Annotated in this window: 21 protein-coding genes; 16 read left to right on the top strand and 5 right to left on the bottom strand. The window is 65.3% G+C overall.

All coding sequences use genetic code 11. The features are described 5' to 3' along the window. Nucleotides 1-67: 67 nt before the first annotated feature. The 9 genes from K414_RS0112770 to K414_RS0112810 all read left to right on the top strand — a co-directional run bounded on the left by K414_RS0112770 (nt 68) and on the right by K414_RS0112810 (nt 12,121). Nucleotides 68-1,363, top strand: a complete 1,296-nt coding sequence (locus tag K414_RS0112770; RefSeq protein ID WP_027496283.1) for a transcriptional regulator — start codon at nt 68-70, stop codon at nt 1,361-1,363. A 121-nt stretch (nt 1,364-1,484) separates the two neighbouring features. Continuing rightward, nucleotides 1,485-3,008, top strand: a complete 1,524-nt coding sequence (locus K414_RS0112775) for an aldehyde dehydrogenase family protein (RefSeq protein ID WP_027496284.1) — start codon at nt 1,485-1,487, stop codon at nt 3,006-3,008. Next, complete coding sequence (locus tag K414_RS0112780; protein WP_027496285.1) at nt 3,008-3,547, top strand: DUF779 domain-containing protein; 540 nt, start codon at nt 3,008-3,010, stop codon at nt 3,545-3,547. Before K414_RS0112775 ends, K414_RS0112780 begins: the two co-directional genes overlap by 1 nt. A gap of 113 nt (nt 3,548-3,660) precedes the next feature. Further along, complete coding sequence (locus K414_RS0112785) at nt 3,661-4,644, top strand: cation transporter (RefSeq protein ID WP_027496286.1); 984 nt, start codon at nt 3,661-3,663, stop codon at nt 4,642-4,644. 121 nt (nt 4,645-4,765) lie between these two features. Beyond that, entirely contained in the window at nt 4,766-6,220 is a 1,455-nt protein-coding gene (gene eat, locus K414_RS0112790; RefSeq protein WP_027496287.1) for an ethanolamine permease, read from the top strand. Further along, nucleotides 6,217-7,629: an ethanolamine ammonia-lyase subunit EutB gene (locus K414_RS0112795; protein WP_027496288.1), complete on the top strand. Its 1,413-nt coding sequence runs from the start codon at nt 6,217-6,219 to the stop codon at nt 7,627-7,629. The genes eat and K414_RS0112795 overlap by 4 nt, the downstream gene beginning before the upstream one ends. Further along, nucleotides 7,626-8,465, top strand: a complete 840-nt coding sequence (gene eutC, locus K414_RS0112800; RefSeq protein ID WP_237606178.1) for an ethanolamine ammonia-lyase subunit EutC — start codon at nt 7,626-7,628, stop codon at nt 8,463-8,465. The genes K414_RS0112795 and eutC overlap by 4 nt, the downstream gene beginning before the upstream one ends. Nucleotides 8,466-8,517: 52 nt before the next feature. After that, on the top strand, nt 8,518-10,134 hold the full coding sequence (locus tag K414_RS0112805; RefSeq protein ID WP_202595065.1) for an AMP-binding protein: 1,617 nt from the start codon (nt 8,518-8,520) through the stop codon (nt 10,132-10,134). Nucleotides 10,135-10,165: 31 nt separating this feature from the next. Then, a complete protein-coding gene (locus K414_RS0112810) occupies nt 10,166-12,121 on the top strand; it encodes an acetoacetate--CoA ligase (protein WP_027496291.1) in 1,956 nt (651 codons plus the stop codon). Here K414_RS0112810 and K414_RS0112815 read toward each other — a convergent pair. Then, the gene (locus K414_RS0112815; RefSeq protein WP_027496292.1) at nt 12,097-12,531 is read right to left on the bottom strand and encodes a thioesterase family protein; all 435 of its coding nucleotides are present in this window, start codon (nt 12,529-12,531) and stop codon (nt 12,097-12,099) included. The genes K414_RS0112810 and K414_RS0112815 overlap by 25 nt on opposite strands. 76 nt (nt 12,532-12,607) lie before the next feature. Between K414_RS0112815 and K414_RS0112820 the strand changes: the two genes are divergently transcribed. The 7 genes from K414_RS0112820 (at nt 12,608) to K414_RS0112850 (ending at nt 20,169) form a co-directional block, all read left to right on the top strand. Next, nucleotides 12,608-14,065: an amidohydrolase family protein gene (locus tag K414_RS0112820; protein ID WP_027496293.1), complete on the top strand. Its 1,458-nt coding sequence runs from the start codon at nt 12,608-12,610 to the stop codon at nt 14,063-14,065. Nucleotides 14,066-14,177: 112 nt separating this feature from the next. Beyond that, complete coding sequence (locus K414_RS29145) at nt 14,178-14,621, top strand: hypothetical protein (RefSeq protein ID WP_051365094.1); 444 nt, start codon at nt 14,178-14,180, stop codon at nt 14,619-14,621. Next, a complete protein-coding gene (locus K414_RS0112830; RefSeq protein ID WP_152530416.1) occupies nt 14,618-16,108 on the top strand; it encodes an ATP-binding protein in 1,491 nt (496 codons plus the stop codon). The genes K414_RS29145 and K414_RS0112830 overlap by 4 nt, the downstream gene beginning before the upstream one ends. A 10-nt stretch (nt 16,109-16,118) precedes the next feature. Continuing rightward, nucleotides 16,119-16,778 carry a response regulator transcription factor gene (locus K414_RS0112835; protein WP_027496295.1) on the top strand — a complete coding sequence of 220 codons (660 nt, stop codon included), beginning with the start codon at nt 16,119-16,121 and terminating at the stop codon, nt 16,776-16,778. Between the two features lie 73 nt (nt 16,779-16,851). Next, nucleotides 16,852-18,351 (top strand): SLC13 family permease, encoded by a 1,500-nt coding sequence (locus tag K414_RS0112840; RefSeq protein WP_080729324.1) that lies wholly within the window; start codon nt 16,852-16,854, stop codon nt 18,349-18,351. A gap of 30 nt (nt 18,352-18,381) precedes the next feature. Further along, complete coding sequence (locus tag K414_RS0112845) at nt 18,382-19,575, top strand: glycerate kinase (protein WP_027496297.1); 1,194 nt, start codon at nt 18,382-18,384, stop codon at nt 19,573-19,575. Nucleotides 19,576-19,743: 168 nt separating this feature from the next. After that, the gene (locus K414_RS0112850; RefSeq protein WP_027496298.1) at nt 19,744-20,169 is read left to right on the top strand and encodes a PPOX class F420-dependent oxidoreductase; all 426 of its coding nucleotides are present in this window, start codon (nt 19,744-19,746) and stop codon (nt 20,167-20,169) included. 479 nt (nt 20,170-20,648) lie between these two features. Here the strand turns inward: K414_RS0112850 and K414_RS28900 are convergent, their stop codons facing one another. The 4 genes from K414_RS28900 to K414_RS28915 all read right to left on the bottom strand — a co-directional run bounded on the left by K414_RS28900 (nt 20,649) and on the right by K414_RS28915 (nt 25,525). Next, nucleotides 20,649-21,137 (bottom strand): hypothetical protein, encoded by a 489-nt coding sequence (locus K414_RS28900; protein ID WP_152530417.1) that lies wholly within the window; start codon nt 21,135-21,137, stop codon nt 20,649-20,651. Nucleotides 21,138-21,160: 23 nt separating this feature from the next. Then, nucleotides 21,161-21,487: a hypothetical protein gene (locus K414_RS28905; protein ID WP_152530418.1), complete on the bottom strand. Its 327-nt coding sequence runs from the start codon at nt 21,485-21,487 to the stop codon at nt 21,161-21,163. Nucleotides 21,488-24,271: 2,784 nt separating this feature from the next. Further along, complete coding sequence (locus K414_RS28910; protein WP_152530419.1) at nt 24,272-25,126, bottom strand: hypothetical protein; 855 nt, start codon at nt 25,124-25,126, stop codon at nt 24,272-24,274. 177 nt (nt 25,127-25,303) lie between these two features. Beyond that, nucleotides 25,304-25,525 (bottom strand): hypothetical protein, encoded by a 222-nt coding sequence (locus K414_RS28915; RefSeq protein ID WP_152530420.1) that lies wholly within the window; start codon nt 25,523-25,525, stop codon nt 25,304-25,306. Nucleotides 25,526-25,653: the final 128 nt, after the last annotated feature.

Here is a 25,653-nt window from a genome sequence, read left to right on the forward strand (position 1 = left end):
CAGCGGCTGTATCCTTGCCTGTGAGCTGGGTTACAACGATGTGGACAGGTCACGGAGGAAGCGTCGAATGGCAAGCCGATCGGACAGTGGCGGCAACCCCTGGGTCGCAGTGCGCCCCGGTGAGGATGTCACTGTGCTGGCGCGCCAAATGTCCAGTGCCCATCAATCTTTCGTCGACGACATCCGTACACACGGCTCGGCGGTGCGGTCCGTCGTACTCGACTCGTGGATGCGAAGTAGAACCAAGGGTGTCGACCCGGACGGCGGTAGTCAGGCACCGGCCCTGAGTGGGCCGGACCTCGACCGCTACCGCAACGGGCATCCGATGGCACTCATCCGCCCGGTGATTCGCAAACTGCTCGTCGAGGACGCCTCCGACACCGGTCTGCTCGTCGCAATCTCGGACGCGGAGGGCCGCCTGTTGTGGGTCGAGGGCGATTCCTCGGCCAAGGACCGCGCGCTGACGATGGATTTCGCCGAAGGTGTCGACTGGAGCGAGGAGAGCAAGGGGACCAACGCGCCGGGAACGGCACTCGCCGTCGATCACAGCGTGCAGATCTTCGCGTCCGAGCACTTCTCGCGATCGGTCCACGAATGGAGTTGCTCGGCAGCACCGGTGCATCACCCCACCAGCGGCCACATCCTCGGAGCCATCGACATCACCGGCGGGCCGCGGGTGGCCGTACCCGAGGTGCTCTCGCTGGTGCGGGCCACCGTCGCAGCCGCCGAGTCCGAGTTACGCCTGCACCTGTTGAACTCACCGAAATCGTTGGGCGATACCGCTCCTCGTCTCGAGGTCCTCGGATCCGGCCGGCCCGGAGTGGTACGCGGCTCGGGTCGAACGCCTCTCTCACAGCGGCACGCCGAGATTCTCCTGTTGCTCGGCGATCATCCGGAGGGGCTCAGTTCGGACCATCTCGCCGTCCTGCTCGACGAGCAGGAACTCGATTCGGTGACCATCCGCGCAGAGATGTCGCGGCTGCGTAAGTCTTTCGGTACCGCAGGCCTCGCATCCCGGCCGTACCGATTGGTCGGCGAGTTGTCCTCCGATGTCGGCGACATCCGACGTGCCCTGGACCGCGGCGACGTCGAGGCGGCTCTGCGGATCTACACCGGACCGGTGTTGCCCGGCTCGTCCGCACCCGGCATCGAGGAGATTCGCGAAGAATTGCGGTCTCGTATGCAGGCTGCACTGTTGCGGCTGGGGGATCCGGTGTTGCTCGCCCAGTGGACCTCCTCCATTCACGGTCGATCCGACGTGATCGCATGGGAGGCCTATCGCGCCACGCTGAGCCGCGATTCCGCACTCTACGGCCAGGTCAGCGCACGTATCGACCTGCTCGACCGCGATCTCGGAGTCTGACGCACCCGTCGCGGCGGTGCCGTCGGAGTGACGGCAACGTAGTTGCAACGTTGCACCCCCTAGTGTCCTGAATCACACACCGCATCAGCAGTGCAGCACGTGTCGATCAGGAGGATTTTCAATGTCCGTCTATGCCCGTCCAGGTACCGCCGATTCCGTCATGTCGTTCCAGTCGCGCTACGACAACTGGATCGGCGGCGAATGGGTGCCACCGGTCAAGGGCCAGTACTTCGAGAACCCGACTCCGGTCACCGGTGAGAACTTCTGCGAGGTCGCCCGTTCCACGTCCGAGGACATCGAACTCGCCCTCGATGCCGCGCACGCCGCCGCTCCCGCCTGGGGCAAGACGTCCGCGGCCGAACGCGCCGTGATCCTCAACAAGATCGCCGACCGCATCGCCGAGAACCTCGAGTCGATCGCTCTGGCCGAGTCCTGGGACAACGGCAAGCCGATCCGCGAGACCCTCAACGCCGACATCCCCCTCGCGGTGGATCACTTCCGGTACTTCGCCGGCTGCATCCGTGCGCAGGAAGGCTCACTGTCCGAGATCGACAGCGACACAGTCGCTTACCACTTCCACGAGCCGCTGGGCGTCGTCGGACAGATCATTCCGTGGAACTTCCCCATTCTCATGGCCGTCTGGAAGCTCGCGCCCGCGCTCGCTGCCGGTAACGCCGTGGTGCTCAAGCCCGCCGAGCAGACTCCCGCCTCGATCCTGCACCTGATCTCGATCATCGGCGACCTCCTGCCCCCGGGCGTGATCAACATCGTCAACGGATTCGGTGTGGAGGCAGGAAAGCCGCTGGCGTCGAGCCCGCGCATCGCCAAGATCGCCTTCACCGGCGAGACCACCACCGGCCGCCTGATCATGCAGTACGCGTCGCAGAACCTGATCCCGGTCACGCTCGAACTCGGTGGCAAGAGCCCCAACGTCTTTTTCTCCGACGTGCTCCAGGCCAACGACGACTACCAGGACAAGGCCCTCGAAGGCTTCACGATGTTCGCCCTGAACCAGGGCGAGGTGTGCACCTGCCCGTCGCGTTCGTTGATCCAGGCTGACATCTTCGACGAGTTCCTCGCACTGGCCGCGATCCGCACGAAGGCTGTGCGGCAGGGTGATCCGCTCGACACCGAGACCATGATCGGTGCCCAGGCGTCCAACGATCAGCTCGAGAAGATCCTCTCGTACATCGAGATCGGCAAGGGCGAGGGCGCACAGGTCGTCACCGGCGGCGAACGCGCACAGCTCGGCGGCGACCTCAACGGTGGTTACTACGTGCAGCCGACGATCTTCACGGGCAAGAACGACATGCGCATCTTCCAGGAAGAGATCTTCGGACCGGTCGTGTCGGTGACGTCGTTCAAGGACTACGACGACGCCATCGACATCGCCAACGACACCCTCTACGGACTGGGCGCAGGCGTCTGGTCCCGCGACGGCGGCGTTGCCTACCGGGCGGGCCGCGACATCAAGGCCGGCCGAGTGTGGACCAACACCTACCACCAGTACCCCGCGCACGCCGCGTTCGGCGGCTACAAGCAGTCGGGTATCGGTCGCGAAAACCACAAGATGATGCTCGATCACTACCAGCAGACCAAGAACCTGCTCGTGAGCTACGCCCAGAAGGCGCAGGGCTTCTTCTGATGGAGAACGCTCGGCCGCCCGCGCGGCTGAAGACAACCGCCGAGGCGATGGATCTTCTCCGTCGCCTCGGCGGTATCCACGGCGAACTGATGATGCATCAGTCCGGCGGATGCTGTGACGGCTCGTCGCCGATGTGTTATCCCGCAGGCGAATTCATCGTCGGCGATCGCGACGTTCTGCTCGGGTACATCGACCTCAGGCTCGGAGTGGGCGAGATCGCCCAGGACCTCCCCGAGGGTGTCGACGGCGTACCGGTGTGGATCTCGGGTTCGCAGTTCCAAGCGTGGAAACACACCCAACTCGTACTCGACGTGGTGCCGGGCCGCGGCGGCGGATTCTCGCTCGAATCGCCCGAAGGCGTGCGGTTCCTGAGCCGTGGGCGCGCGTACACCCCGGAGGAGAACGAACTTCTCGCCGCGCATCCACCTCTCGTCGGAGTCGACTGGGAAGAGGGCCGACGACCGCCGGTACCCGACGACCCACTCGTGGTCGCCGAGGCCGTCGACGCCTGTCCTGTGCCGGGAATGCTCCAGGGCTGAGTGCCTACGGCAGTGGTGCGGCTCCGCTTCCGGGTCGTTCCGCGGGCTACACTCCCGTGTGCCCCAGGCGGCACATAGCCGCACCACTGCGCGCAGCGCATACAGTGCGAACGATGAAGAGCTCATCGAAAACCGACGCGGCCGACGGCGGCGACAGCCTGCGCACCGTGGTGATCGCGTTCGTCGCCAACCTCGGTGTGGCCATCGCCAAGACGTTCGCGGCGGTGTTCACCGGGTCCGCGTCGATGGTCGCCGAGGCCGCTCACTCCTGGGCCGATACCGGTAACGAGATCTTCCTGCTCGTCGCCAATCGCCGCGGGGCGCGCGGCCCCGACGATCGGCGCCCGCTCGGGTACGGCCGGGAGACGTACTTCTGGTCGACGCTCGCGGCCATCGGCTTGTTCGTCGCCGGTGCGGCGGTCTCGGTGTGGCACGGCATCACCTCGTTGCTTGCCGGTGAGTCGAGCAGTGAGAACTACCTCGTCGCCTACGTCGTGCTCGCCATCGCGTTTCTGCTCGAGGGCGTGTCCTTCCTCCAGTCGGTACGGCAAATACGCGGCGAGGCAGCGCAATACGACAAGGACTTTCTCGATTACGCGTTGGAGACCTCGGATCCGACGCTGCGAGCAGTGTTCGCCGAGGACAGCGCGGCTCTGATCGGCATCGTGATCGCCGGTGCGGGAATCGGTTTGCACCAGCTCACCGGTTCGGCGGCGTTCGACGCCATCGGCTCGATTCTGGTGGGCGTTCTACTCGGGATCGTGGCGTTCGTGCTGATCGATCGAAACCGCCGATTCCTCACCGGCGAACCAGGATCGAGAGCATTATGGAACGCGGTAGTGCAGCGAATCGAGCTACTCCCCGAGGTGGCGTCGGTCCGGTTCGTTCGCATCGAGTTCGTCGGTCCCAAACAGATCTACGTGGTGGCGAGTGTCGATCTCGTCGGTGACTTCGCAGAGTCACGCATCGCGCACACGCTCCGGCGGCTGGAGCGTGAGCTGGAAACCAACAGAGCTGTGGTGGACGCAGTACTGACAGTCGCAGAACCGGACGAGGGAGATATTGGTGACGTGAATGCGGTTGCACAGCAGCCGTAATTCGCCCGTCATTCACCGATGACACCCCGCTTACATCACGGACCTATCGTGAACCGGTTCGCGCGCCCCACACACCCGAATGGGCGTCCCCTCGCGAGGGACCTGGTACGAGAGGCTTGCAATGTCCGTGAAAGATCCCCAGTCGCCTCACCCGAAATCCGGCTCCTACGAGGGCACACAGTCGCACGTCGAGGGCGGTGACTACCTGGCCAAGAGAACCCTGAAGAAGGGAACCGCCGGGTGGGTACTTCTCGCGGGCCTCGGTGTGAGCTACGTCATCTCCGGCGACTACTCCGGCTGGAACTTGGGCCTGGCAGAGGGCGGCTTCGGCGGTCTGCTCATCGCCGCGATCATCATCGCGGGCATGTATCTGGCCATGGTCCTCGGAATGGCCGAGATGTCCTCTGCTCTGCCCGCGGCAGGCGGCGGCTACACCTTCGCCCGCCGTGCCACGGGACCGTGGGGTGGATTCGCCACCGGCACAGCGATTCTCATCGAGTACGCTATCGCGCCGGCAGCGATCGCGACATTCATCGGTGCGTACGTCGAGTCGCTCGGACTGTTCGGGATCACCGACGGATGGTGGGTCTACCTGGTGGTCTATGCGGTGTTCATCGGAATCCACCTCTCCGGCGCGGGCGAAGCACTCAAGATCATGTTCGTCATCACCGGCATCGCCTTGGTCGGTCTCGTCGTCTTCGCGATCGCCGCGATCGGTCAGTTCGACGCGAGCAACCTGACCGACATCGCCCCCACCGACGCGGCCGGGGCCTCGGGATTCCTGCCGTTCGGCTACCTCGGCATCTGGGCGGCTGTGCCGTTCGCCATCTGGTTCTTCCTCGCCATCGAGGGCGTGCCGCTGGCCGCCGAGGAGGCCAAGGATCCGACCAAGAACGTCCCGCGCGGCATCATCGCCGCCATGGGCGTACTGCTCGTCACCGGTGCCGTCGTCCTGTTCCTGGTGACCGGAGCGGGCGGGGCCGACGCCGTCAAGGAATCGGGAAACCCGTTGGTGGAGGCGCTCGGTGACGGAACTGCGAGCAAGATCGTCAACTACATCGGCCTGGCCGGACTGGTCGCGTCCTTCTTCTCGATCATGTACGCGTACTCGCGTCAGCTCTTCGCGCTGTCCCGTGCCGGCTACCTGCCGAAGACGCTGTCCATCACCAACTCTCGTAAGGCCCCTACGCTCGCGCTGATCGTGCCCGGCGTCATCGGATTCCTGCTCTCGCTGACCGGTCAGGGCGGAATGTTGCTGAACATGGCCGTGTTCGGTGCGGCACTGAGCTACGTTCTGATGATGGTCAGCCACATCGTGCTTCGCCGCAACGAGCCGAACATGGAACGGCCGTACCGAACCCCCGGGGGCGTTGTGACCACCGGATTCGCGTTGATCATCGCGGCACTCGCCGTCGTCGCCACCTTCGTCGTCGATTCCACTGCGGCACTGTGGTGTCTGGCAGTGTTCGTCGCGTTCATGGCCTACTTCGGCATCTACAGCAGACATCATCTGGTCGCCAACTCGCCCGACGAGGAGTTCGCCGCACTGGCCGAGGCCGAGGCCGAACTGGAATGACGATCTACACCCAGCAGGTATCCGGGACCACCTACACGTTCGACGGTCTGGTCGACCTGATGGCCAAAGCGACACCGCTGCGATCGGGTGACGAATTGGCCGGCTGCGCGGCCGAATCCGATGCCGAACGGGCTGCCGCGCAGTGGGCGTTGTCCGAGGTCTCCCTCGATGTCTTCCTGCACGATCTGCTCGTTCCGTACGAAACCGACGAGGTCACCAGGCTCATCATCGATTCGCACGACCGCATCGCGTTCGGGGCCATCTCACACCTGACCGTGGGAGGTCTTCGGGATTGGCTGCTGCAGGTGACAGCGGGGCCCGATGCGGCCCAGACACTGCGATCGGTCGCGGCCGGATTGACACCCGAGATGGTCGCGGCGGTCAGCAAGATCATGCGGAACCAGGATCTGATCGCGGTGTCTCGGGCCGCGCAGGTGACGTCGGCGTTCCGGACGACGATCGGCCTACCCGGGACTCTCACCACGCGTCTGCAACCCAACCACCCGACCGACGACCCGCGTGGCATCGCCGCGGCCACACTCGACGGGCTGCTCCTCGGGTCGGGTGACGCGGTCATCGGAATCAATCCCGCGACCGACTCACCTCAGGCCACCGCCGATCTGCTGCATCTGCTCGACGAGATTCGGCAGCGTTTCGAGATCCCGACACAGTCGTGCGTCCTCTCTCATGTGACGACGACGATGGAACTGATCGACAAAGGAGTTCCGGTCGATCTGGTGTTCCAGTCCATCGCGGGGACCGAGGGTGCCAATTCGAGCTTCGGAGTGAACATTTCGTTGCTGCGTGAGGCCAACGAGGCAGGCAGATCGTTGCACCGCGGAACCGTCGGGAACAACGTCATGTATCTCGAGACGGGTCAGGGTTCGGCGCTGTCGGCGGCAGCGCACATCGGCACCGGCGACCGGCCCGTCGATCAGCAGACACTCGAGACGCGTGCGTACGCGGTGGCCCGTGATCTCGAGCCGCTGCTGATCAACACCGTCGTCGGATTCATCGGGCCCGAGTACCTGTACGACGGCAAGCAGATCATCAGGGCAGGCCTCGAAGATCACTTCTGCGGCAAGCTCCTCGGACTGCCAATGGGAGTGGACGTCTGCTACACCAATCACGCCGAGGCCGATCAGGACGACATGGACACGTTGCTGACGTTGCTCGGCGCGGCCGGCGTCGCATTCGTCATTGCAGTGCCGGGAGCCGATGACGTCATGCTCGGCTACCAGTCCCTGAGCTTCCACGATGTGCTCTACGTGCGACAGGTCCTCGGTCTGCGGCCCGCACCGGAATTCGAGTCCTGGCTCTCGCGGCTGGGGATGGCGGACGCCGACGGCCGAGTCCTCGACGTCGATGCCGCGGGATCGCCGCTGCGGGCCTTGATGAGTGCGCGATGAGCACGCCTGCGGAACGACCGGAAGCGGCAGGAGTGGAGCCTGCGGAACGACCCGATTTGGGAGTGGAGCCTGCGGAACGACCGGAAGCAGAGTTCTGGGGTGAGTTGCGGGCGAGTACCCAAGCTCGGATCGGTCTGGGGCGTATCGGCGATTCGTTGCCGACGACGCGGGTGCTCGAGTTTCGCTCGGCGCACGCCGCGGCCCGAGATGCGGTGCACATGCCACTCGAGGTCGACGAGTTCGTGCGTCGGGTGGAGCAGGTGGGGCTCGGTACACCGTCGGTGGTGACGTCGTTGGCGACGAGCCGGGCCGAGTATCTGCGTCGTCCGGACCTGGGTCGTCAGCCGAAGGATCTGTCGGCGATTGCACATTCGGAGGACGAGATAGGCATCGTGCTGAGTGACGGATTGTCTCCCCGGGCCCTGGCGGATCACGGTGTCGCCATGGTGGAAGCACTGAAAACCGAACTTGCCGAACGGTATTCGATTGCTGCACCGGTCATTGCGACCGAGGCCCGAGTGGCGCTCGGTGATCACATCGCGGCGGCGATGGGCGTGCGGACGGTACTGGTTCTCATCGGGGAGCGACCCGGCCTGTCCGTCGCGGACAGTCTCGGCATCTACCTGACGCACCTCCCCAAGCCCGGCCGTACCGACGCCGATCGCAACTGCATCTCCAACATCCACCCGCCCGAGGGGCAGGGGTACGCGCAGTCGGCCCGCATCGTGGCAGGTCTGCTGGCCGGAGCCAGGAAGCTCGGACGGTCCGGCGTCGCGCTCAAGGACACGTCGCGCGCCGAGGTGCTCGAGGCTGCGGACGTCATCACACTGGAGTAGGACCCCCATTCGGGGGTGGCCGGCCGTGACCGGCGTCACTACCGTGAGGCTCATGGACAGTTACGCCCGCGGCGATTCGGACACAGCGATACTCGACGACACGATCGGCCGAAACCTGCATCGCACCGTCGAGCGGCACGCCGATCGCGATGCCCTCGTCGATGTCGCATCGGGTAGGCGGTGGACCTACTCGGAGTTCGCGGCGGACGTCGAGTTGTTGGCGGCGGGGCTCCTCGTGGCCGGAGTGCAAGTAGGCGATCGAGTAGGGATCTGGGCACCGAACTGCCCCGAATGGACGCTGGCGCAATATGCGACGGCGGAGATCGGGGCAATTCTGGTCAACATCAATCCGGCGTACCGCTCGCACGAGCTGCAGTTCGTGCTGAGACAGGCGGGTGTGTCGGTGCTGTTGTCGGCCACCGAGTTCAAAGGGTCCGACTACACGGCCATGATCGACGACGTGCGACCGGAAGTGGCAACTCTGCGCGAGGTCCTCTTCATCGGAAGCATTCAGTGGGAAGCGATGACCGATCGAGGGCACCGAGCGTTGGCGAAGACTCCGCAGATGGTCGCCGACGTGTCGAGCACACTTCGCCCGGACGACGCGATCAACATCCAATACACCTCGGGTACAACGGGTTTCCCGAAGGGTGCGACGCTCAGTCACCGCAACATACTGAACAACGGCTTCTTCGTCGGCGAGCTCTGCCATTACACCGAGAACGACAGGGTCTGCATTCCGGTGCCGTTCTACCATTGCTTCGGCATGGTGATGGGCAATCTCGCGTGCACGTCGCACGGAGCAACGATGGTCATCCCCGGTCCCGCGTTCGACCCGGTGGCGACGTTGACGGCCGTGGCCAATGAGAAGTGCACCTCGCTCTACGGCGTACCGACCATGTTCATCGCCGAGTTGGCGCTGGAGAACATCGGCGAATTCGATCTGAGCAGCCTGCGTACCGGAATCATGGCCGGATCACCCTGTCCCACAGAGGTGATGAAGCAGGTCATCGAACGCATGGGAATGGCAGAGGTGTCCATCTGCTACGGCATGACCGAGACGTCGCCGGTATCGCTGCAGACTCGCAGCGACGACTCGATCGAGCAGCGAGTGTCCACTGTCGGTCGTGTGGGACCGCACCTCGAAGTGAAGATCGTCGACCCCGTTCTCGGTGAGACACTGCCACGAGGCGAGGCGGGTGAACTGTGCACCCGTGGCTACTCGGTGATGATCGGTTACTGGGAGCAGCCCGACAAGACCGCAGAGGCCATCGACAGCGACGGGTGGATGCACACCGGCGACATCGGGGTCATGGACGGTGACGGCTACGTCGCGATCACCGGGCGCATCAAGGACATGGTGATTCGCGGCGGCGAGAACATCTATCCCCGCGAGGTCGAGGAATTTCTCTACACTCACCCCGACATCCTCGACGCTCAGGTGATCGGTGTTCCCGACGAGAAGTACGGCGAGGAATTGATGGCGTGGATACAGCTCAGAGACGGTGCCGCACCACTGGATTTGGACGCGGTGCGGCAGTTCTGCGACGGTCGCCTCGCGCATTACAAGATTCCGCGCTACGTGCACGTCGTCGACGAGTTCCCGATGACCGTCACCGGCAAGGTGCGCAAGGTCGAGATGCGTGAACGCTCGCTCGGATTGATCTGAACCCAGCCGTTGGGCTGACATACTGACGTCCATGACCAGTGCGCTGTGGACGCCCACCGATACCGATGTCGAGCACGCTCGGGTCACCGAGTTCACCCGGTTCGTCGAGGAGCGCCACGAGGTGACGCTGCCCGACTACGCAGCGTTGTGGCGGTGGTCGATCGACGACATCGAATCGTTCTGGACAGCGGTGTGGGACTACTTCGACATTCGCTCCACCATCGAGCCGGCGTCGGTCCTCGAGGGCCACGGTATGCCGGGGGCGCAGTGGTTCCCGGGTGCCGAGCTGAATTACGTCGATCAGGTCGTCCGGCACGCTCGAGGAGATCGAGCCGCCATCGTTCATGCCTCCGAGGACGGTTCGACGCGGACCGTCACGTGGTCCGAGATGATCGCCCAGGCCGGTGCGTTGGCGGGCACCCTGTCCGACGCGGGCGTCCGGCGAGGCGACCGCGTCGTCGGGTACCTGCCGAACGTGCCCGAGGCGATCATCGCCTTCCTGGCGACAGCAAGTCTCGGCGCGGTATGGGCTGCGTGTGGGCAGGACTACTCGGCGGCGGCGGCGCTCGACAGATTGGGGCAGCTCGACCCCACGGCGTTGATCACCGCGTCCGGGTACGTCTACGGAGGGGCCTTCCGCGACAAAGATGCGGACGTGAACACTCTCGCAGAGGGATTGCCGACGGTGCGCACGGTGGTCACGATCGGCGACGCTGTGGGGACCGCGGGGACGGCGCTGAATTGGGCGGACGCGACCGCGACACCGCGCGAGCTCGCTCCGGTCGCAGTGCCGTTCGATCACCCGTTGTGGGTCGTGTTCTCGTCGGGGACCACGGGACGGCCCAAGGGGATCGTGCACGGCCATGGTGGCGTGCTGCTCGAGCATCTCAAATCCGTTGCACTGCACTCGGATCTAGGACCCGACGATGTGTTCTTCTGGTACACGAGCCCGAGCTGGATGATGTGGAACTTCCAGGTGGCCGGCCTGCTGGTCGGGGCCACGATCGTGTCCACCGACGGAAATCCCGCGTTCCCGAGAACGGACGCGCTGTGGGGCATCGCGGCCGCGCAGGGCGTGACGTACCTCGGTACCAGCCCCGGGTACGTCCTCGCGTGCATCAAGGCGGACGCACACCCCGGTGCCGATCACGATCTCTCGAGCCTGCGCGCCATCGGGATCACCGGGTCTGCGATGCCCGCGACGTCGTCGATGTGGTTGTCGGAGAAGGTCGGAGCCCACGTACCGGTGTTCTCGATCTCCGGTGGTACCGATGTGGTGTCGGCGTTCGCCGGGGGAGTGCGGACCGTGCCGGTCTGGGCGGGCGAGTTGTCGGTTCCGTTCCTGGGCGTTGCACTCGATGCCTACGACGAGGCAGGCAACTCGGTGCACGGCGCAGTGGGCGAACTGGTCGTCACCGAACCGATGCCGTCCATGCCGGTGCGGTTCTGGAACGATCCCGACGGAACCCGTTATCGGGACGCGTATTTCGATACCTATCCGGGCATCTGGCGGCACGGCGACTGGATCACCGTGACCGAACGCGGCAGCGTCGTCGTGCACGGTCGTTCCGATGCGACGCTGAACCGCAACGGAATTCGAATGGGAAGCGCAGACATCTATCAGGCCGTCGAATCTCTCGACGAGGTCATCGAGGCCCTGGTGCTCGGCATGGAACAGCCCGACGGGGGATACTGGATGCCGCTGTTCGTGGTGGTCCCGGATGGGCTCACCGCGGAGCTACGCGAGCGCATCGTTGCCGTCATCAGGACACAGGCATCCCCGCGGCACGTTCCCGACGACATCGTCGCAGCGCCCGCGATCCCGCACACGCGGACCGGTAAGAAGCTCGAAGTGCCGCTCAAGAAAATGTTCCAAGGTGCTGCCGAGACAACTGCTCTCGACACCAGTGCCGTCGACGATCCGGAGGCGGTGCGGTGGTTCGCAGACCGCGCGGCGGAGTATCAGCGAGTCCAGCGCGCGAGGTAGGCCTTCTCCTCGGGCGCTATCCGGCGCAGAGTCTCCGCCCCGACGTCGACCATCGCCATGCGAGTGGTCGCCACCACCGCAGGCGGCGAATCCGGGGCCGCGCCCGCTGCCCGTACCTCGTAGCCGATGGTGAAATCGACCGCACGTACCTTCTCGAACCAAAGTGTGACGTCGAGCGGACCGTCCGAGTGCCGAAGCGGCTTCTTGTACGCGATGGTGACGTTCGCGATCAACGCACTCTTGATCAGGCTTTCGTTGGCCTCGCCCTCACTGAGCAGCCATTCGATGCGCGCCTCTTCGAGCAGAGTGACCATCCGGGCGTGATTGATGTGCGCGAATGCGTCCATGTCCGACCACCGCACCGTGACGGTCGCGTGATATCCGACGGGGTCGGTCCGATCTGTCTGCATCGCCACAGGCTCTGTCTTCATTGCTAGAGGATGGCATGCGCGCCTGCGTCGGGGGCGACGCTCTAGAGTCCCAGGAGTGATTATCGCCAATGTCGCACTGGATGATTCCGGCGTGCTCTTCGACATCGAACTCGTCGGCTCGACCATCGGGTCCATCACCCCGGCCGGTAGCGATCGCACCCGCGGCGTCGAGGTCGTCGACGGGGCGGGGGGAGTGGCCCTGCCGGGTTTCGTGGACAGTCATGTTCATCTGACGCAATGGGCAGCGGCGCGGCGGCGTATCGACGTCGGGCCGGCCTCGTCGGCGGCCGATGCCGCGGCACTGGTGTTCCCCTATGCGCGCACAGCAGGCGATTCCGTAGTGCGCGCCAACGGCTTTCGGGACGCGCAGTGGCCCGACGAACCACACAAGGATCTACTCGAGAATGCATTGCCCGGCGTCCGTGTGGCGTTGACGAGCATGGACCTGCACACGCTGTGGCTGAGTCCGGCGCTGCTGCGCGATCTCGGTATCGACCATCCCACCGGAGTGCTTCGTGACGTCGACGGTCTCGAGGCCGTCATGGCGCTGGAGGCATTGGAGGACCCGGCCGAGTTGGACCGAGCGGTGCTCGACGCCACCGCGGCACTGGCGGTCCGCGGAGTGACCGGCGTCGTCGATTTCGAGTTCGCCGACAACCGGACGGTCTGGGATCGACGCCTGTCGGCCGGATCTCCCGCAGTGCGCGTCGACACCACGGTGTGGCCGCAGTGGCTCGACGAAGCGCTCGATCGTGGGGAGCGCACCGGCGACGTCTCGGCCGTCTCGGACATGATTCGGCGCGGACCGCTGAAGGTCATGCTCGACGGCTCGCTGAACACCAGAACGGCCTGCTGTCACGATCGCTACCCGGGCGTCGACGGTGACAACGCCTACGGACTGTTGCTCGAGACCCACGACGGACTGTTCGAGCTCGTCTCTCGCGCAGCTCGCGGCGGAATCACCTCTGCTGTCCATGCGATCGGTGACCGGGCGAACGGCGTTGCGCTCGATGCGTTCGAGCGGGCCGGTTGCGGAGGTCGTATCGAACACGCGCAGCAGCTCGTCCCCGAAGACATCGCACGCTTCGCGGCGCTGGGCGTTGCGGCGTCGGTGCAGCCGCAGCACGCCATGGCCGACCGCGACATCGCCGAGGATCTGTGGGCAGGTCGACGCTCGGTCGCCTACGGCTACGGGTCGCTCCATCGAAGCGGTGCCACGCTTCTCTTCGGCTCCGACGCTCCGGTGAGTCCACCGGAGCCATTGGCAGGCGTTGCGGCGGCGGTATTCCGAACCGACGACGACCGGCCGCCGTGGCATGCCGAGGAATCGGTTCCTCTCGACGCGGCACTACAGGCGGCGAGCGGCGACCGCGCTGCGCTCCGCGTCGGGGACGTCGCGGACATCGTCGTTCTCGAGGAGCACCCGGTGCATCGCTCGGCGCACGATCTGGCGGAGACGGAGATCAGGGCAACGGTCTGTGCAGGCACGCTGACACACGCAGCTGCGGTATAGCACCCGGCTCGGCGGGACCCGAATGCCGTCGAGGTTCGGTCCGATCGCGGACATGAAAACTTACTCATGTCGCCTTCATCGTCGTCTCACGCACCGGAGGGAGTGTGGCGGTGTGAAGTTCGCACCCAAGATTGCAGTCCTGGCGGCTGTGGTGATCGTGCCGGTAGGCGTCGCGCTCGCGAGCACCGTGCTGGCCGACACCCCTCAGCCACCGAGCTTCGAGCCGCGCGTCACCGTCGGAGTCGCGACGTCGAGCGGTGCACCTCAGACGTCGGGCGCAGCCAGATCGACGACTGCTGCCCCGTCGACAACCGCAGCCCCACCGGCGACCGCAGCCCCACCGGCGACCGCCGCCCCACCCATCACCGCAGGCGCTCCTACCGACACGGGGCCGTCGGTCGGGAATGCTCCAGCCGTTCCACCATCAGCACCGCAATCCATCGTCGTGCCGGCCCCGCCGCCCGTGGTGGTTCTGCCGGACGGGGATGATGACGACGACGTCGGCAACCAGGACGATGTGGGTGGCGACGACGATGCGGAAGATGACGACGGGTGAACTCGACCGAAAAGGTGATCGACGGAAGCAACGCCCGCACCGAGGTGCTCGCGCCGACGGGACTCGAGCCCGAGCCTGAGATTCGTCGCCCCCGGGTGGGAAGCCGAGTTCCGGCACGGGTGCGCATCCTCGGCTGGCTGTTGTTCGTCATGGCGTTGGCAATGCTGGCCGTCGGCGTTGCAGTGCGAACGATCCTCCTCGCGGACGTCGAGCGAGACACCGCAGTGGCGCTCGAGCAGGAGATCAGCGAGTTCAGCGAGTTCGCGGCGACCGGCCGTGACCCGGACGACGGTCTGCCGTTCGGCAATGTGGCAGATCTGCTCCAGTTGCACCTGCAGCGTCAATACCCGGACGACGACGAGATCTTGTTCGGATACACCGATCGACTCCTGCGTCAGGAGCGCGGCGGTCCGGGGGATCTGGTCGCCGACGCCGCTGTCGTATCGGCCATCGTGGACTCACCCGACAGCGTGGGATCGACACCGACCTCGGAGGGAGAAGTCGCCTGGGCGAAACAGGTGGCCGAACCTTCCGGCGGGGGCCAGGCCGGGACGTTCGCTATCGGAATCCTGGTCGACCGTGAGCGCGCAGACGTGTCCAACACCATTCGTGTAGTTGTCGGGGTATCGCTCATGGCACTTCTGTTCACCGGCGGTATCGCTTGGGTGGTGGCCGGGCAGATTCTTGCGCCCGTACGTCTCGTTCGCCGGACCGCGGCCCAGATCACCACCGACGATCTGTCCAGGCGGATCGAGGTGGAGGGCCGCGACGACGTCGCCGAGCTCGCGGACACGTTCAACGACATGCTCGACCGGCTGGAGTCCGCGTTCGCCGCGCAGCGACAATTCGTGGACGACGCGAGCCATGAGCTACGTACGCCGATCACGATCGTCAGTGGGCATCTGGAACTGATGGGTGAGGACCCACACGAGCGTGAAGAGACGGTTCGGCTCGTCACCGACGAGTTGGACCGGATGAACCGGATCGTGGAGGACCTGTTGATCCTTGCCAAAGCCGAGCGGCCGGATTTCGTCCGCAAGCAACCGGTCGATCTCGAGATCCTCACGCGCGACATCGACGCCAAGGTGCGAGCGCTCGCCGACCGCGATTGGATCCTGGGGCACGTCGGTACGGGCTCGGTGCGGGTCGATCCGCAGCGAGTCACGCAGGCAGTGCTTCAGCTGGCGCAGAATGCGGTGTCGCACACCCGGACCGGTGACCGGATCGTCGTGGGCTCGGAGCTTGCCCTGGACCGAGTTCGGTTGTGGGTGAGCGACACCGGGCCCGGTGTGTCCAGCGTGGATGCGTCGACCATCTTCGAACGGTTCGCCCGCGGAAGCAGTGGCTCGCTTCGCTCGGACAGTGGCGGCGCAGGGCTGGGGCTGAGCATCGTGCGAGCAATTGCCGACGGGCACCACGGTGCCGCGACGCTCGACAGTCGACCCGGTGCGGGTGCGACCTTCGGATTGGACCTGCCGGCACGATGAGAGACCGACGATGAGCCGAATATTGATCGCCGAGGACAACGTCCGCATCTCGTCCTTCATCGAAAAGGGTTTACGGGCCAACGGTTTCACCACGACCACCGTGGCCGACGGCATCTCCGCGATCGATTATGCGACGACCGGAGACTTCGATCTCGTCGTTCTGGATCTGGGCCTGCCGGGCAAGGACGGGTTCGAGGTGATCGAATCGCTACGAGGCGCCGGTGTCGGTATTCCTGTGATCATCCTGACGGCCCGGGACTCGGTGCGCGACACCGTGACCGGCCTCGAAGGGGGAGCGGACGACTACATGACCAAGCCGTTCCGGTTCGAGGAGCTGCTTGCACGTGTTCGACTGCGGCTGCGTGGCGGTGACCGAGAGCCCTCGGTCTCCGTTCTGGAATCAGGCTCTCTGGCTGTGGATCTGCACACCAGACGTGCCGTGGTGAACGGTGTGGTGGTGTCGCTGACATCGCGCGAGTTCGTTCTGCTCGAGATGTTTCTGCGTCACCCACGGCAGGTCCTCTCTCGTGAGCAGATCCTCAGTCACGTATGGGGATACGATTTCGACCCCGGCTCCAACGTCGTCGACGTCTACGTTCGTATGCTGCGCAAGAAGATCGGCTCCGATCGAATCGAGACGGTGCGCGGGATGGGGTACCGCCTGGCCTGAGCAGAACCGCTCATGAAAGAACGCTCATGGACTGTTCATCGGCGTTTCATCGGTCGGCTCCAGACTGGTAATCATGAACACGGTCAGCTTCAGGACGCAGCCACCTCCCCTTCCGCAACCGATGCGGGCGTGGCGCTTTCGCGATCTGTGGACCCGCCGGGTGGTTCAGCTCGTCGTCAGTTCGGTTGCACTGCTGGTGCTGTTGGCCGTGCTCGCCGGCGCGGCGCAAGGGTTGCCGAGCGCGGGACGGACGACGCTCGTCGTCTTCTCGGCAGCTGTCGCCCTCTGGGTGTTCACCAAGATCGACGACACCTACGTCGCACTCGGTGCCGCACTGGCTCTGGTACTGACAGGTGTGGTCAGCACCGACGCCTTGTTCGACACTCTGGGCGAAGAGACCATCTGGCTTCTCATCGCGGCGTTCATCATCGCCGCTGGAGTTCGCGAGTCCGGTTTGGCAACGCGCGCAGCGGTGTTCATCGTCAGCGGTGCGGGCAGCGTACGCCAGCTCGCCCATTTGGTGACGTCTGCACTGATCGTGACCGCATTCGCAATTCCTGCCACCTCGGGTCGTGCGGCACTTGCGCTGCCGGTGTTCGTGGCGTTGGCGCAGGCGCTCGCCGAGCGCAAGCGGGTGGTGCGGGCGTTGGCAATCCTGTTTCCCACCGTCATCCTGCTGTCCGCTGTGGCGACCCTCATCGGCGCGGGGGCACATCTGATCACCAGCCAGGTGCTCGAAAGTGCGACGGGCACCGGCATCAGCTTCACCGCGTGGTTGTTGCTCGGTGTGCCGCTGGCCGTGGTCAGTAGCCACTGTGCGGCCGAACTCGTACTGCTGCTGTTCACCGATCGTGAGGATCGCCGAATCCCACTGGCGGTAAACGTATCCGACATGGCGTCGCGGCTTCCCACCCCGGTGACGGGACCGCTGACCATCGCGGAGAACCGGGCCGCGACGTTGCTGGCCGTCGTCATCGTGCTGTGGTGCTCGGAACCGCTGCACGGCGTGCACCCCGCCATCATCGCCCTGCTCGGTGCACTGATCTCCACCTCTCCGCGTTTCGGTACCACCGATTTCGGCAAGGCGCTGTCGACGGTGCCGTGGTCGCTGCTGCTGTTCATGGCGGCGACGCTGGCCCTCGGGACCGCGCTGACGACGTCCGGTGCGGCAGGGTGGCTCTCGGACGGGCTGTTCACGGTGGTCCCGATCGGATCGGCACCGCCCTGGGTGTTCATTGCAGTGGTGATCGTTCTGTCCGTCGCGTCACATCTTCTCATCCAATCTCGCTCGGCCCGTTCGTCCGTGCTGGTTCCACTCGTCGTCACCACGGCTGTGGCGCTCGGCATCGATCCAGTGGCCGCGGCCTTCGCCTCGACGGCTGCGGCAGGCTTCTGCCACACCATGCCGTCCTCGGCGAAGCCAGTGGCGATCTTCGCCAAAGCCGAAGGTGTGGATACATATTCACCGAAGGACCTGCTGCGGCTGTCCGCGTTCCTCGCGCCGCTGACCGCAGTGACCGTGCTGTTCTTCGCCGTCGCCGTGTGGCCTCTGCTCGGCACTCCCATCTCCTGATCTCCGACTTCCGACAAGGACACGATCACCATGCCCTCTTCAACTCCTCTCCGCTTCGTCGTCGCCCCGTCCGGGTTCAAGGAATCCCTCGGTGCCGACGAGGTCGCAGTGGCTATCGGTGCAGGTATCCGCCGGGTGGTGCCCGGTGCCATCGTCAGCTCGGTTCCCCTGGTCGACGGGGGTGAAGGGTCTGCCCGCGCACTTGCCGGTGCCACCCTGGGAAAGGTGATCGACGCCGTCGTGACCGGGCCGGTCGGCACGCCGGTGGCGTCCCATTTCGCTCTCCTGGGAACCGACGGGCCGATCACAGCGGTCGTGGAGATGGCAGCGGCGGCCGGCCTGTCGCTGGTTCCGCGAGATATGCGTGACCCGACGATCACCACGAGCCGCGGAGTCGGTGAGCTCATCCGCGCCGCCCTCGATTACGGTGCCGAACGAATTCTTTTGGGCTGCGGTGATTCCGGTACTTCGGACGGCGGCGCAGGTTTGCTCCAAGCGCTCGGAGTGCGACTCCTCGATGCCGAAGGCCTCGAATTGGGTGACGGCGGAGGCGAGTTGGTCCGTCTCGATCACATCGATGTGTCCGGTCTCGATCCACGTCTGACTCCGGGAAGCGGTGTGGAGATCAGGGTCGCATGCAATCCGCACAACATTCTGTGTGGACCGGGGGGAGTCGCCCGGGTCTTCGCACCGCAGAAGGGTGCCACTCCGGGGCAAGTGGAGGTTCTGTCGGCTGCGATGGACCGCTGGGCCGAGGTGCTCGAGCGTGACGTGTCGACACGGCCCTCGGGCCTGAACCTGCGCACCGGGCCGGGCACGGGGGCGTCCGGCGGGATGGGTGCCGGCGTGGCTGCAGTCCTGCGAGCAGAGCTCCTACCGCGCTTCGAGGTGATGCTCGATCATGTCGATCTCGACAGCCTCATCGCGACGGCCGATCTGGTGTTGACCGCCGAGGGTTCCATCGACAAGCAGACGCCGAAGGGCAAGATCCCTACGGAGGTCGCGCGCCGAGCGAAGCTCCACGGCAAACCAGTGGTGGCGCTCGCGGGCACCATCGGTCTCGATGCCCGGGCCAATTACGACTCGGGTATCGACGCCTTCGCAGGCATTCTGCCCTCGCCGGTCGAACTGGTCGAAGCGCTCGAACGAGGTGCCGAGTTTCTGACCGATGCCACGGAGCGAGCGATGAGATTGATTCTGATCGGAGCGACGTTGGGTCGCTGAGAGGGCCGTATCGACGAAGCCCCTCCGCGATCTCGTGCAGGAGATCGTCGATTCGACGCGCGAGATATGCGGACGGTGCCCGGCACAGCATCGTCGATTGAGCGGCACGTCCTGGCCGAGTTCGTCGGTGACGTGAACCTGTCGGTCCGGCCGAGTAGCGTGACGTCGATGACGTCTTTCACCGATCCACGCGTGCGAGAGTTTCTGTCGGCAGGTACCCGCACCGGAAAGGTCGGCTACCTCGCTTCGGACGGACGGCCCCTGGTCGCCCCGATCTGGTTCGTCGTCGAGGACGATTCCATCGTGTTCAACACCGGAGCCGATACCGCCAAGGGGCGAGCGATCCGCAGGGACCCTCGGATCGTGTTGACCGTCGATCTCGAAGAGCCGCCGTACGGGTTCGTGCAGGTGCAGGGCGTTGCCTCGATCGACGAGGATCCCCGAGAACTGGTGCGCACGGCCACCGAGATCGGAGCGCGGTACATGGGCCGCGACAGAGGGGAGGAGTTCGGCAGACGCAACGGAGTTCCGGGCGAATTGATCGTTCGTTTGGTACCTACCAAGGTGATTGCCGCTTTCGACATGACGGCGTGACAACCGACGAACTCCGCGCGTGCGGGCCTGTAGATTGGCCGGGTGCCGAATCCAGCCACCGGTTCTGCACGTACGGGGGCGGGTGCTCTCGACGCGTGCTGGGCATGTAACGGTCCGGCCCATCTCGACGGATAAGTACTGAAAGGTAACTTCCGAGTTGTTCATGGTGAGAAAATAGAGATCGACGTAGTCAGCTTGCTCGATGTGTTCGGTGCCCATCGTTGTCCGCCGCTTCGGCGGCCGGTGGGGGCGCGTGTGATTGTGGGAAAGAGAGGAATCGATTGGACCCGCTAGGTGTGGAAGGTGCTGGAGACGACGACACGGGAGTCGACAGTCGGCAGCATCCCTCGTTCCCACTGTCACCGGCCCAATTGGGGATGTGGTTCGCGCAGCACGTGGACCCCTCGGTACCCGCCAACATCGCGCAGTACGTCGAACTGCGCGGTGATCTCGACGTCGAACTGTTGCGGCGCGCATCGTCACGCGCAGCCCTCGAACTGCAGTCCGGTTTCGTCCGTATCACCGAGATCGACGCGGAGCCACGACAGATCGTCGACCCCACCCTGGACGACTCGCTCGGACTGGTGGATCTGCGCGGCGAGAACGACCCTCGCGCGGCCGCCCTCGAGTGGATGCACGCCGATTACAGCGCTCCGATCGACATTCTTCGCGATCGACTGATCGCCGCCACCGTCCTGCGTATCGAGGACGATGTCTGGTTCTGGTACGAGCGCGTGCACCACGTCGTTCTCGACGGCTTCGGTGCCGTGACCTTCATGAACCGCGCTGCGGAGTTGTACACGTCCGAGGTCGAGGGCACCGAACCGACGAAGAACCTGGCCTCGGATCTGACCAAGGTCTACGACATCGAGATGTCCTACCGCGATTCGAGCCGCTTCCAGGCCGATCGCGAGTACTGGGCGTCGCGGATCGACGGAATCGACGGAGTCACCACCCTCGCCGGGCACACCGCTCCGCCGGCCCCGAAGAGTCAGATCGACAGCACCGCTCTGTCTGCCGACACGATGAGCAGTCTCGATGCCCTGCGCGCCGAGACCGACACGACGATGGCGACCATCGTCATCGCCGCGTTCGCGGCGTATCTGGCCCAGATGACCGGCCGCGAGGACGTCGTGCTGTCACTGCCGGTGACTGCGCGAACCACCGCGGTTCTGCGCCGCTCCGGCGGCATGGTGTCCAACGTAGTGCCGCTGCGGTTCGACGTCTCGGGCGACACCACCGTCGAAACGATGCTGGCGCGCGTCAACGCCGAGGTCTCCGGTGCACTGCGCCACCAGCGGTACCGGCACGAGGACATTCGCCGCGACGCCGGCGGCGCAAGCGGTCAAGCTGCGTTCTTCGGTCCCTGGGTCAACATCATGCTGTTCTTCGGCGAGGTGCGCCTGGGATCGATGGTCGGCGGAATCAACATCCTCTCCACCGGCCTCATCGAGGACTTCGGACTGAACCTCTACACGAGCGTCGCCGGGGCCACGACCCACATCGACTTCGAGTCCAACCCCAACCTGTACGGCCCCGATCAGTCCGGCCGCAATCACGAGCGGTTCGTCGACTTCCTCGGCCGTTTCGTGGCGGCAGCCCCGACGGACCTCGTCTGGGACCTGGCTCTGACCGACGGATCCGAGCGCGCACTGGTCGTCTCCGAGTGGAACCACACCGAACACGAGACCACGCCCAGCACTCTGCTCACCGCCTTCGAGGCTGCTGCGGCAGCTCGTCCCGACGCCACGGCTCTGGTGTACGAGGGCGACGTCCTGACTTACGGAGAACTGTCGGCGCGGGTGAACGGCCTCGCTCGCCATCTGATCGACATGGGCGTCGGCCCGGAGACTCTTGTCGGCTTGTCCATTCGACGCTCGTTCGATCTTGTGGTCGGCATGTACGCCATCGTGGCGGCAGGCGGAGCATGGGTACCGATCGACCCGGATCATCCTGCCGAACGCACGGCCTACATCCTCGATTCCGCGCAGCCTCGGTGCGTACTGATCTCGTCGCGTGACGACGTGTCGCTGCCCGAGGGCACCGAGACGGTCGCCGTCGATCTGGTCGACCTGTCCGCCCGGTCGTCCGCTCCGGTCGGAGACGCGGAACGGATTGCGCCGCTTCGTGTTTCGAACACCGCGTACGTCATCTACACCTCCGGCTCCACCGGCCGCCCGAAGGGCGTCGCCGTGGAGCACGCCGCCATCCACAATCAGATGGAGTGGATGCTGGCGGAGTATCCGATGGATACCACCGACGTCTATCTGCAGAAGACGGCGACGACGTTCGACGTCTCGCTGTGGGGTTTCTTCCTGCCGCTGCGAGTGGGCGCGACGATGGTGCTCGCCACCCCCGACGGGCATCGCGACTCGGTCTACGTGGCGAACAGGATCGCCGAACACTGCGTCACGGTCACCGACTTCGTGCCCTCGATGCTGACCGTGTTCGTCGCCAACGCGCCGGCCAACACCTGTGCTTCGCTGCGTCACGTTTTCGTGATCGGCGAGGCGCTTCCGGTCGAGACGGCAGCAGCATTCCGATCCGTCTGCGCCGCGGGACTGCACAACCTCTACGGTCCCACCGAGGCGGCGGTCTCGGTGACGTACCACGAGAGCAGCCCACAGGACACGCGAACCGTCCCGATCGGTGTGCCCGAGTGGAACACCCGCGCCTTCGTACTGGACAGCCGGCTGCGACCCACTCCGGTGGGAGAAGCGGGCGAGCTCTACCTCGCGGGCGTCCAGCTGGCGCGGGGCTACGTGGGTCGCCCCGACCTGAGCTCGGATCGGTTCGTGGCCAACCCCTTCGGCGACGCCGGAGAGCGGATGTATCGCACCGGCGACCTCGTTCGGTGGCGCAGCGACGGAGTGCTGGACTACATCGGACGCACCGACTTCCAGGTGAAGTTCCGTGGCCAGCGCATCGAGCTGGGCGAGATCGAAACCGTGCTGCTCGCACACGAATCCATCTCGCAGGCAGTGACATTGGTCGTGCAGACGGTTACCGGCGACCAACTCGTCGCCTACGTCGTCGCCGGGCCGGGGAAGTCCATCGACTCCGCCGAGGCCATCGAATTCGCCGGGCATGCGCTGCCGTCCTACATGGTTCCCGCAGCAGTGGTCGTGCTCGATGCGCTGCCGCTCAACACCAGCGGAAAGCTCGATCGAAAAGCGTTGCCGGAGCCGGTGTTCACCAGCGCCAAGAAGTACCGAGCACCGCAGAGCCGCGCGGAATACGTCGTCGCCGGAATCTACGAGGACCTGCTCGGCGCGTCCAAGGTCGGTCTGGACGAGGACTTCTTCGAGCTCGGCGGCAACTCGCTGATCGCCACACAGTTGGTGACACGAGTCGGCGGCGCACTCGGAGTACGCCTGGGAGTGCGCGAGCTGTTCGAGGCCCCCACCGTCGGCGCACTGGCTGCCCGGGCCGAGTCGGCTGCCGGCCGCGGATCCGACACCCCGATCCTCGAATCCCGGGAACGCCCCGAGCGCATCCCACTCTCGCCTGCACAGCAACGCATGTGGTTCCTCAACCGGTTCGATCCGGCCACTGCGGTGTACAACCTGCCGTTCTCGGTCCATCTGAGCGGTCCACTCGACGTGAGTGCCCTGTCGGCCGCATTCGCGGACGTCGTGGAACGACACGAGACGCTGCGCACGGTGTACCCGGAAGTGGACGGATCGCCCGAGCAGGTCGTGCTCAACGCGGCCAGGACACCGGCCACGATCACCCCGATCCGCATCGAACGGCACGAGCTCGGTGGCCGACTGCACGAGTTGGTGGCCAAGGGCTTCGACGTCACGATCGACACGCCGTTCCGAATCGCGCTGTTCGAGATGTCGCCCACCGAGTACGAACTGGCGATGGTCCTGCACCACATCGCTGCCGACGGAGCCTCCTTCGGACCGTTGGCGCGCGACGTCCTGCTGGCCTACTCGAGCCGGATACAGGGCCGCGCTCCCGAGTGGACGCCGCTCGAGGTCCAGTACGCCGACTACGCGCTCTGGCAGCGTGCGGTACTCGGTCCCGAAACCGATCCGCATTCGCTCGCTGCACGCGAAATCGCCTATTGGAGTGCCACACTCGAGGATCTACCCGATCAGCTGGCGCTGCCGTCGAGTAGGCCCCGCCCCGCCGTGTCGTCCAACGCAGGCAGCAAGCTGCGCATCGAGATTCCGGCCCGGTTGCACAGTGCTCTGGCCGATCTCGCCCGCGCGAACAACTCGTCGCTGTTCATGGTGATGCAGTCGGCGTACGCGCTGTTGCTGGCTCGACTGAGCGGCACCACCGACATCGCCATCGGCGCGCCGGTGGCCGGTCGCGGTGAGCCTGCACTCGACGACCTCGTCGGAATGTTCGTCAACACGTTGGTACTTCGTACCGATGTCGATCCGGCACTGTCGTTCGAGCAGCTGCTCGCTCGCGTCCGCGACACGGACCTGTCGGCGTTCGCGCATGCCGACGTTCCGTTCGAGCGCCTGGTCGAGGTTCTCAATCCGGTCCGCTCGACATCACGGCACCCGTTGTTCCAGGTGGCGCTCTCCCTGGAATCGGCCATGTCTCGTGAACTCACCGTCGGCGGGCTCCGCGCCGTGGCCGCCGAATTCGACGTCCCGATAGCGAAATTCGACCTCCAGCTCTGGCTCACCGAGCACCAGGTCGACGGAACTGCCGCGGGTATCGATGCGGTGTTCGAGTACGCGACCGATCTGTTCGACGCAGATCTGGTCGACAGCTTCGCGCGGCGCTTCCTCGGAATTCTGGACGCAGTTACCACCGACGCGTCGGTTCCGGTCGGCGACGTCGACATCGTGGACGCCGCCGAATACGAGTCCGTCGTGTCCACCTGGAACGTGTCCGGGCCGGACGTCTCTCGCGACGTGACGTTGATCGACCTGCTCGACGCTGCGGCCTCGGCACAGCCGGACGGAGTGGCCGTGCGCTTCGGCGACACGTCGCTGACGTACGCCGAGTTCGATGCTCGGACCAATCGCCTTGCCCGCGTACTGATCTCACACGGCGTCGGCCCCGAGAGCCTCGTCGCGGTCGCCTTACCGAGGTCGGCGGAACTCGTCGTCGCGCTGGTTGCGGTCGTGAAGGCCGGTGGCGGTTACCTCCCCGTCGATCCGAGCTACCCGCTGGACCGCGTCGAGTACATGCTCGACGATGCGCGTCCGACATCGATTCTCTTCTCGGGAACGGACCCGATCGAGCTGCCCGCGGACGTCGAATCTCGCATCGGCGCAACATTCGTCGACATCGACACGGTCGATCTGTCGTCGATCTCGGGCGCACCGGTGACCGACACCGATCGCATTCGCCCGCTTCGCCCCACCAACGTCGCGTACGTCATCTACACCTCGGGGTCGACCGGTCGCCCCAAGGGTGTTCTGGTGCCGCACCGCAACGTGGTTCGGCTGCTCGCGAACACCGATGCGGTCTACGGCTTCGGAGCCGACGACGTGTGGACGATGTTCCATT

It is taken from the genome of Rhodococcus sp. JG-3 (assembly GCF_000482405.1).
Classification (GTDB): Bacteria; Actinomycetota; Actinomycetes; order Mycobacteriales; family Mycobacteriaceae; genus Rhodococcoides; species Rhodococcoides fascians.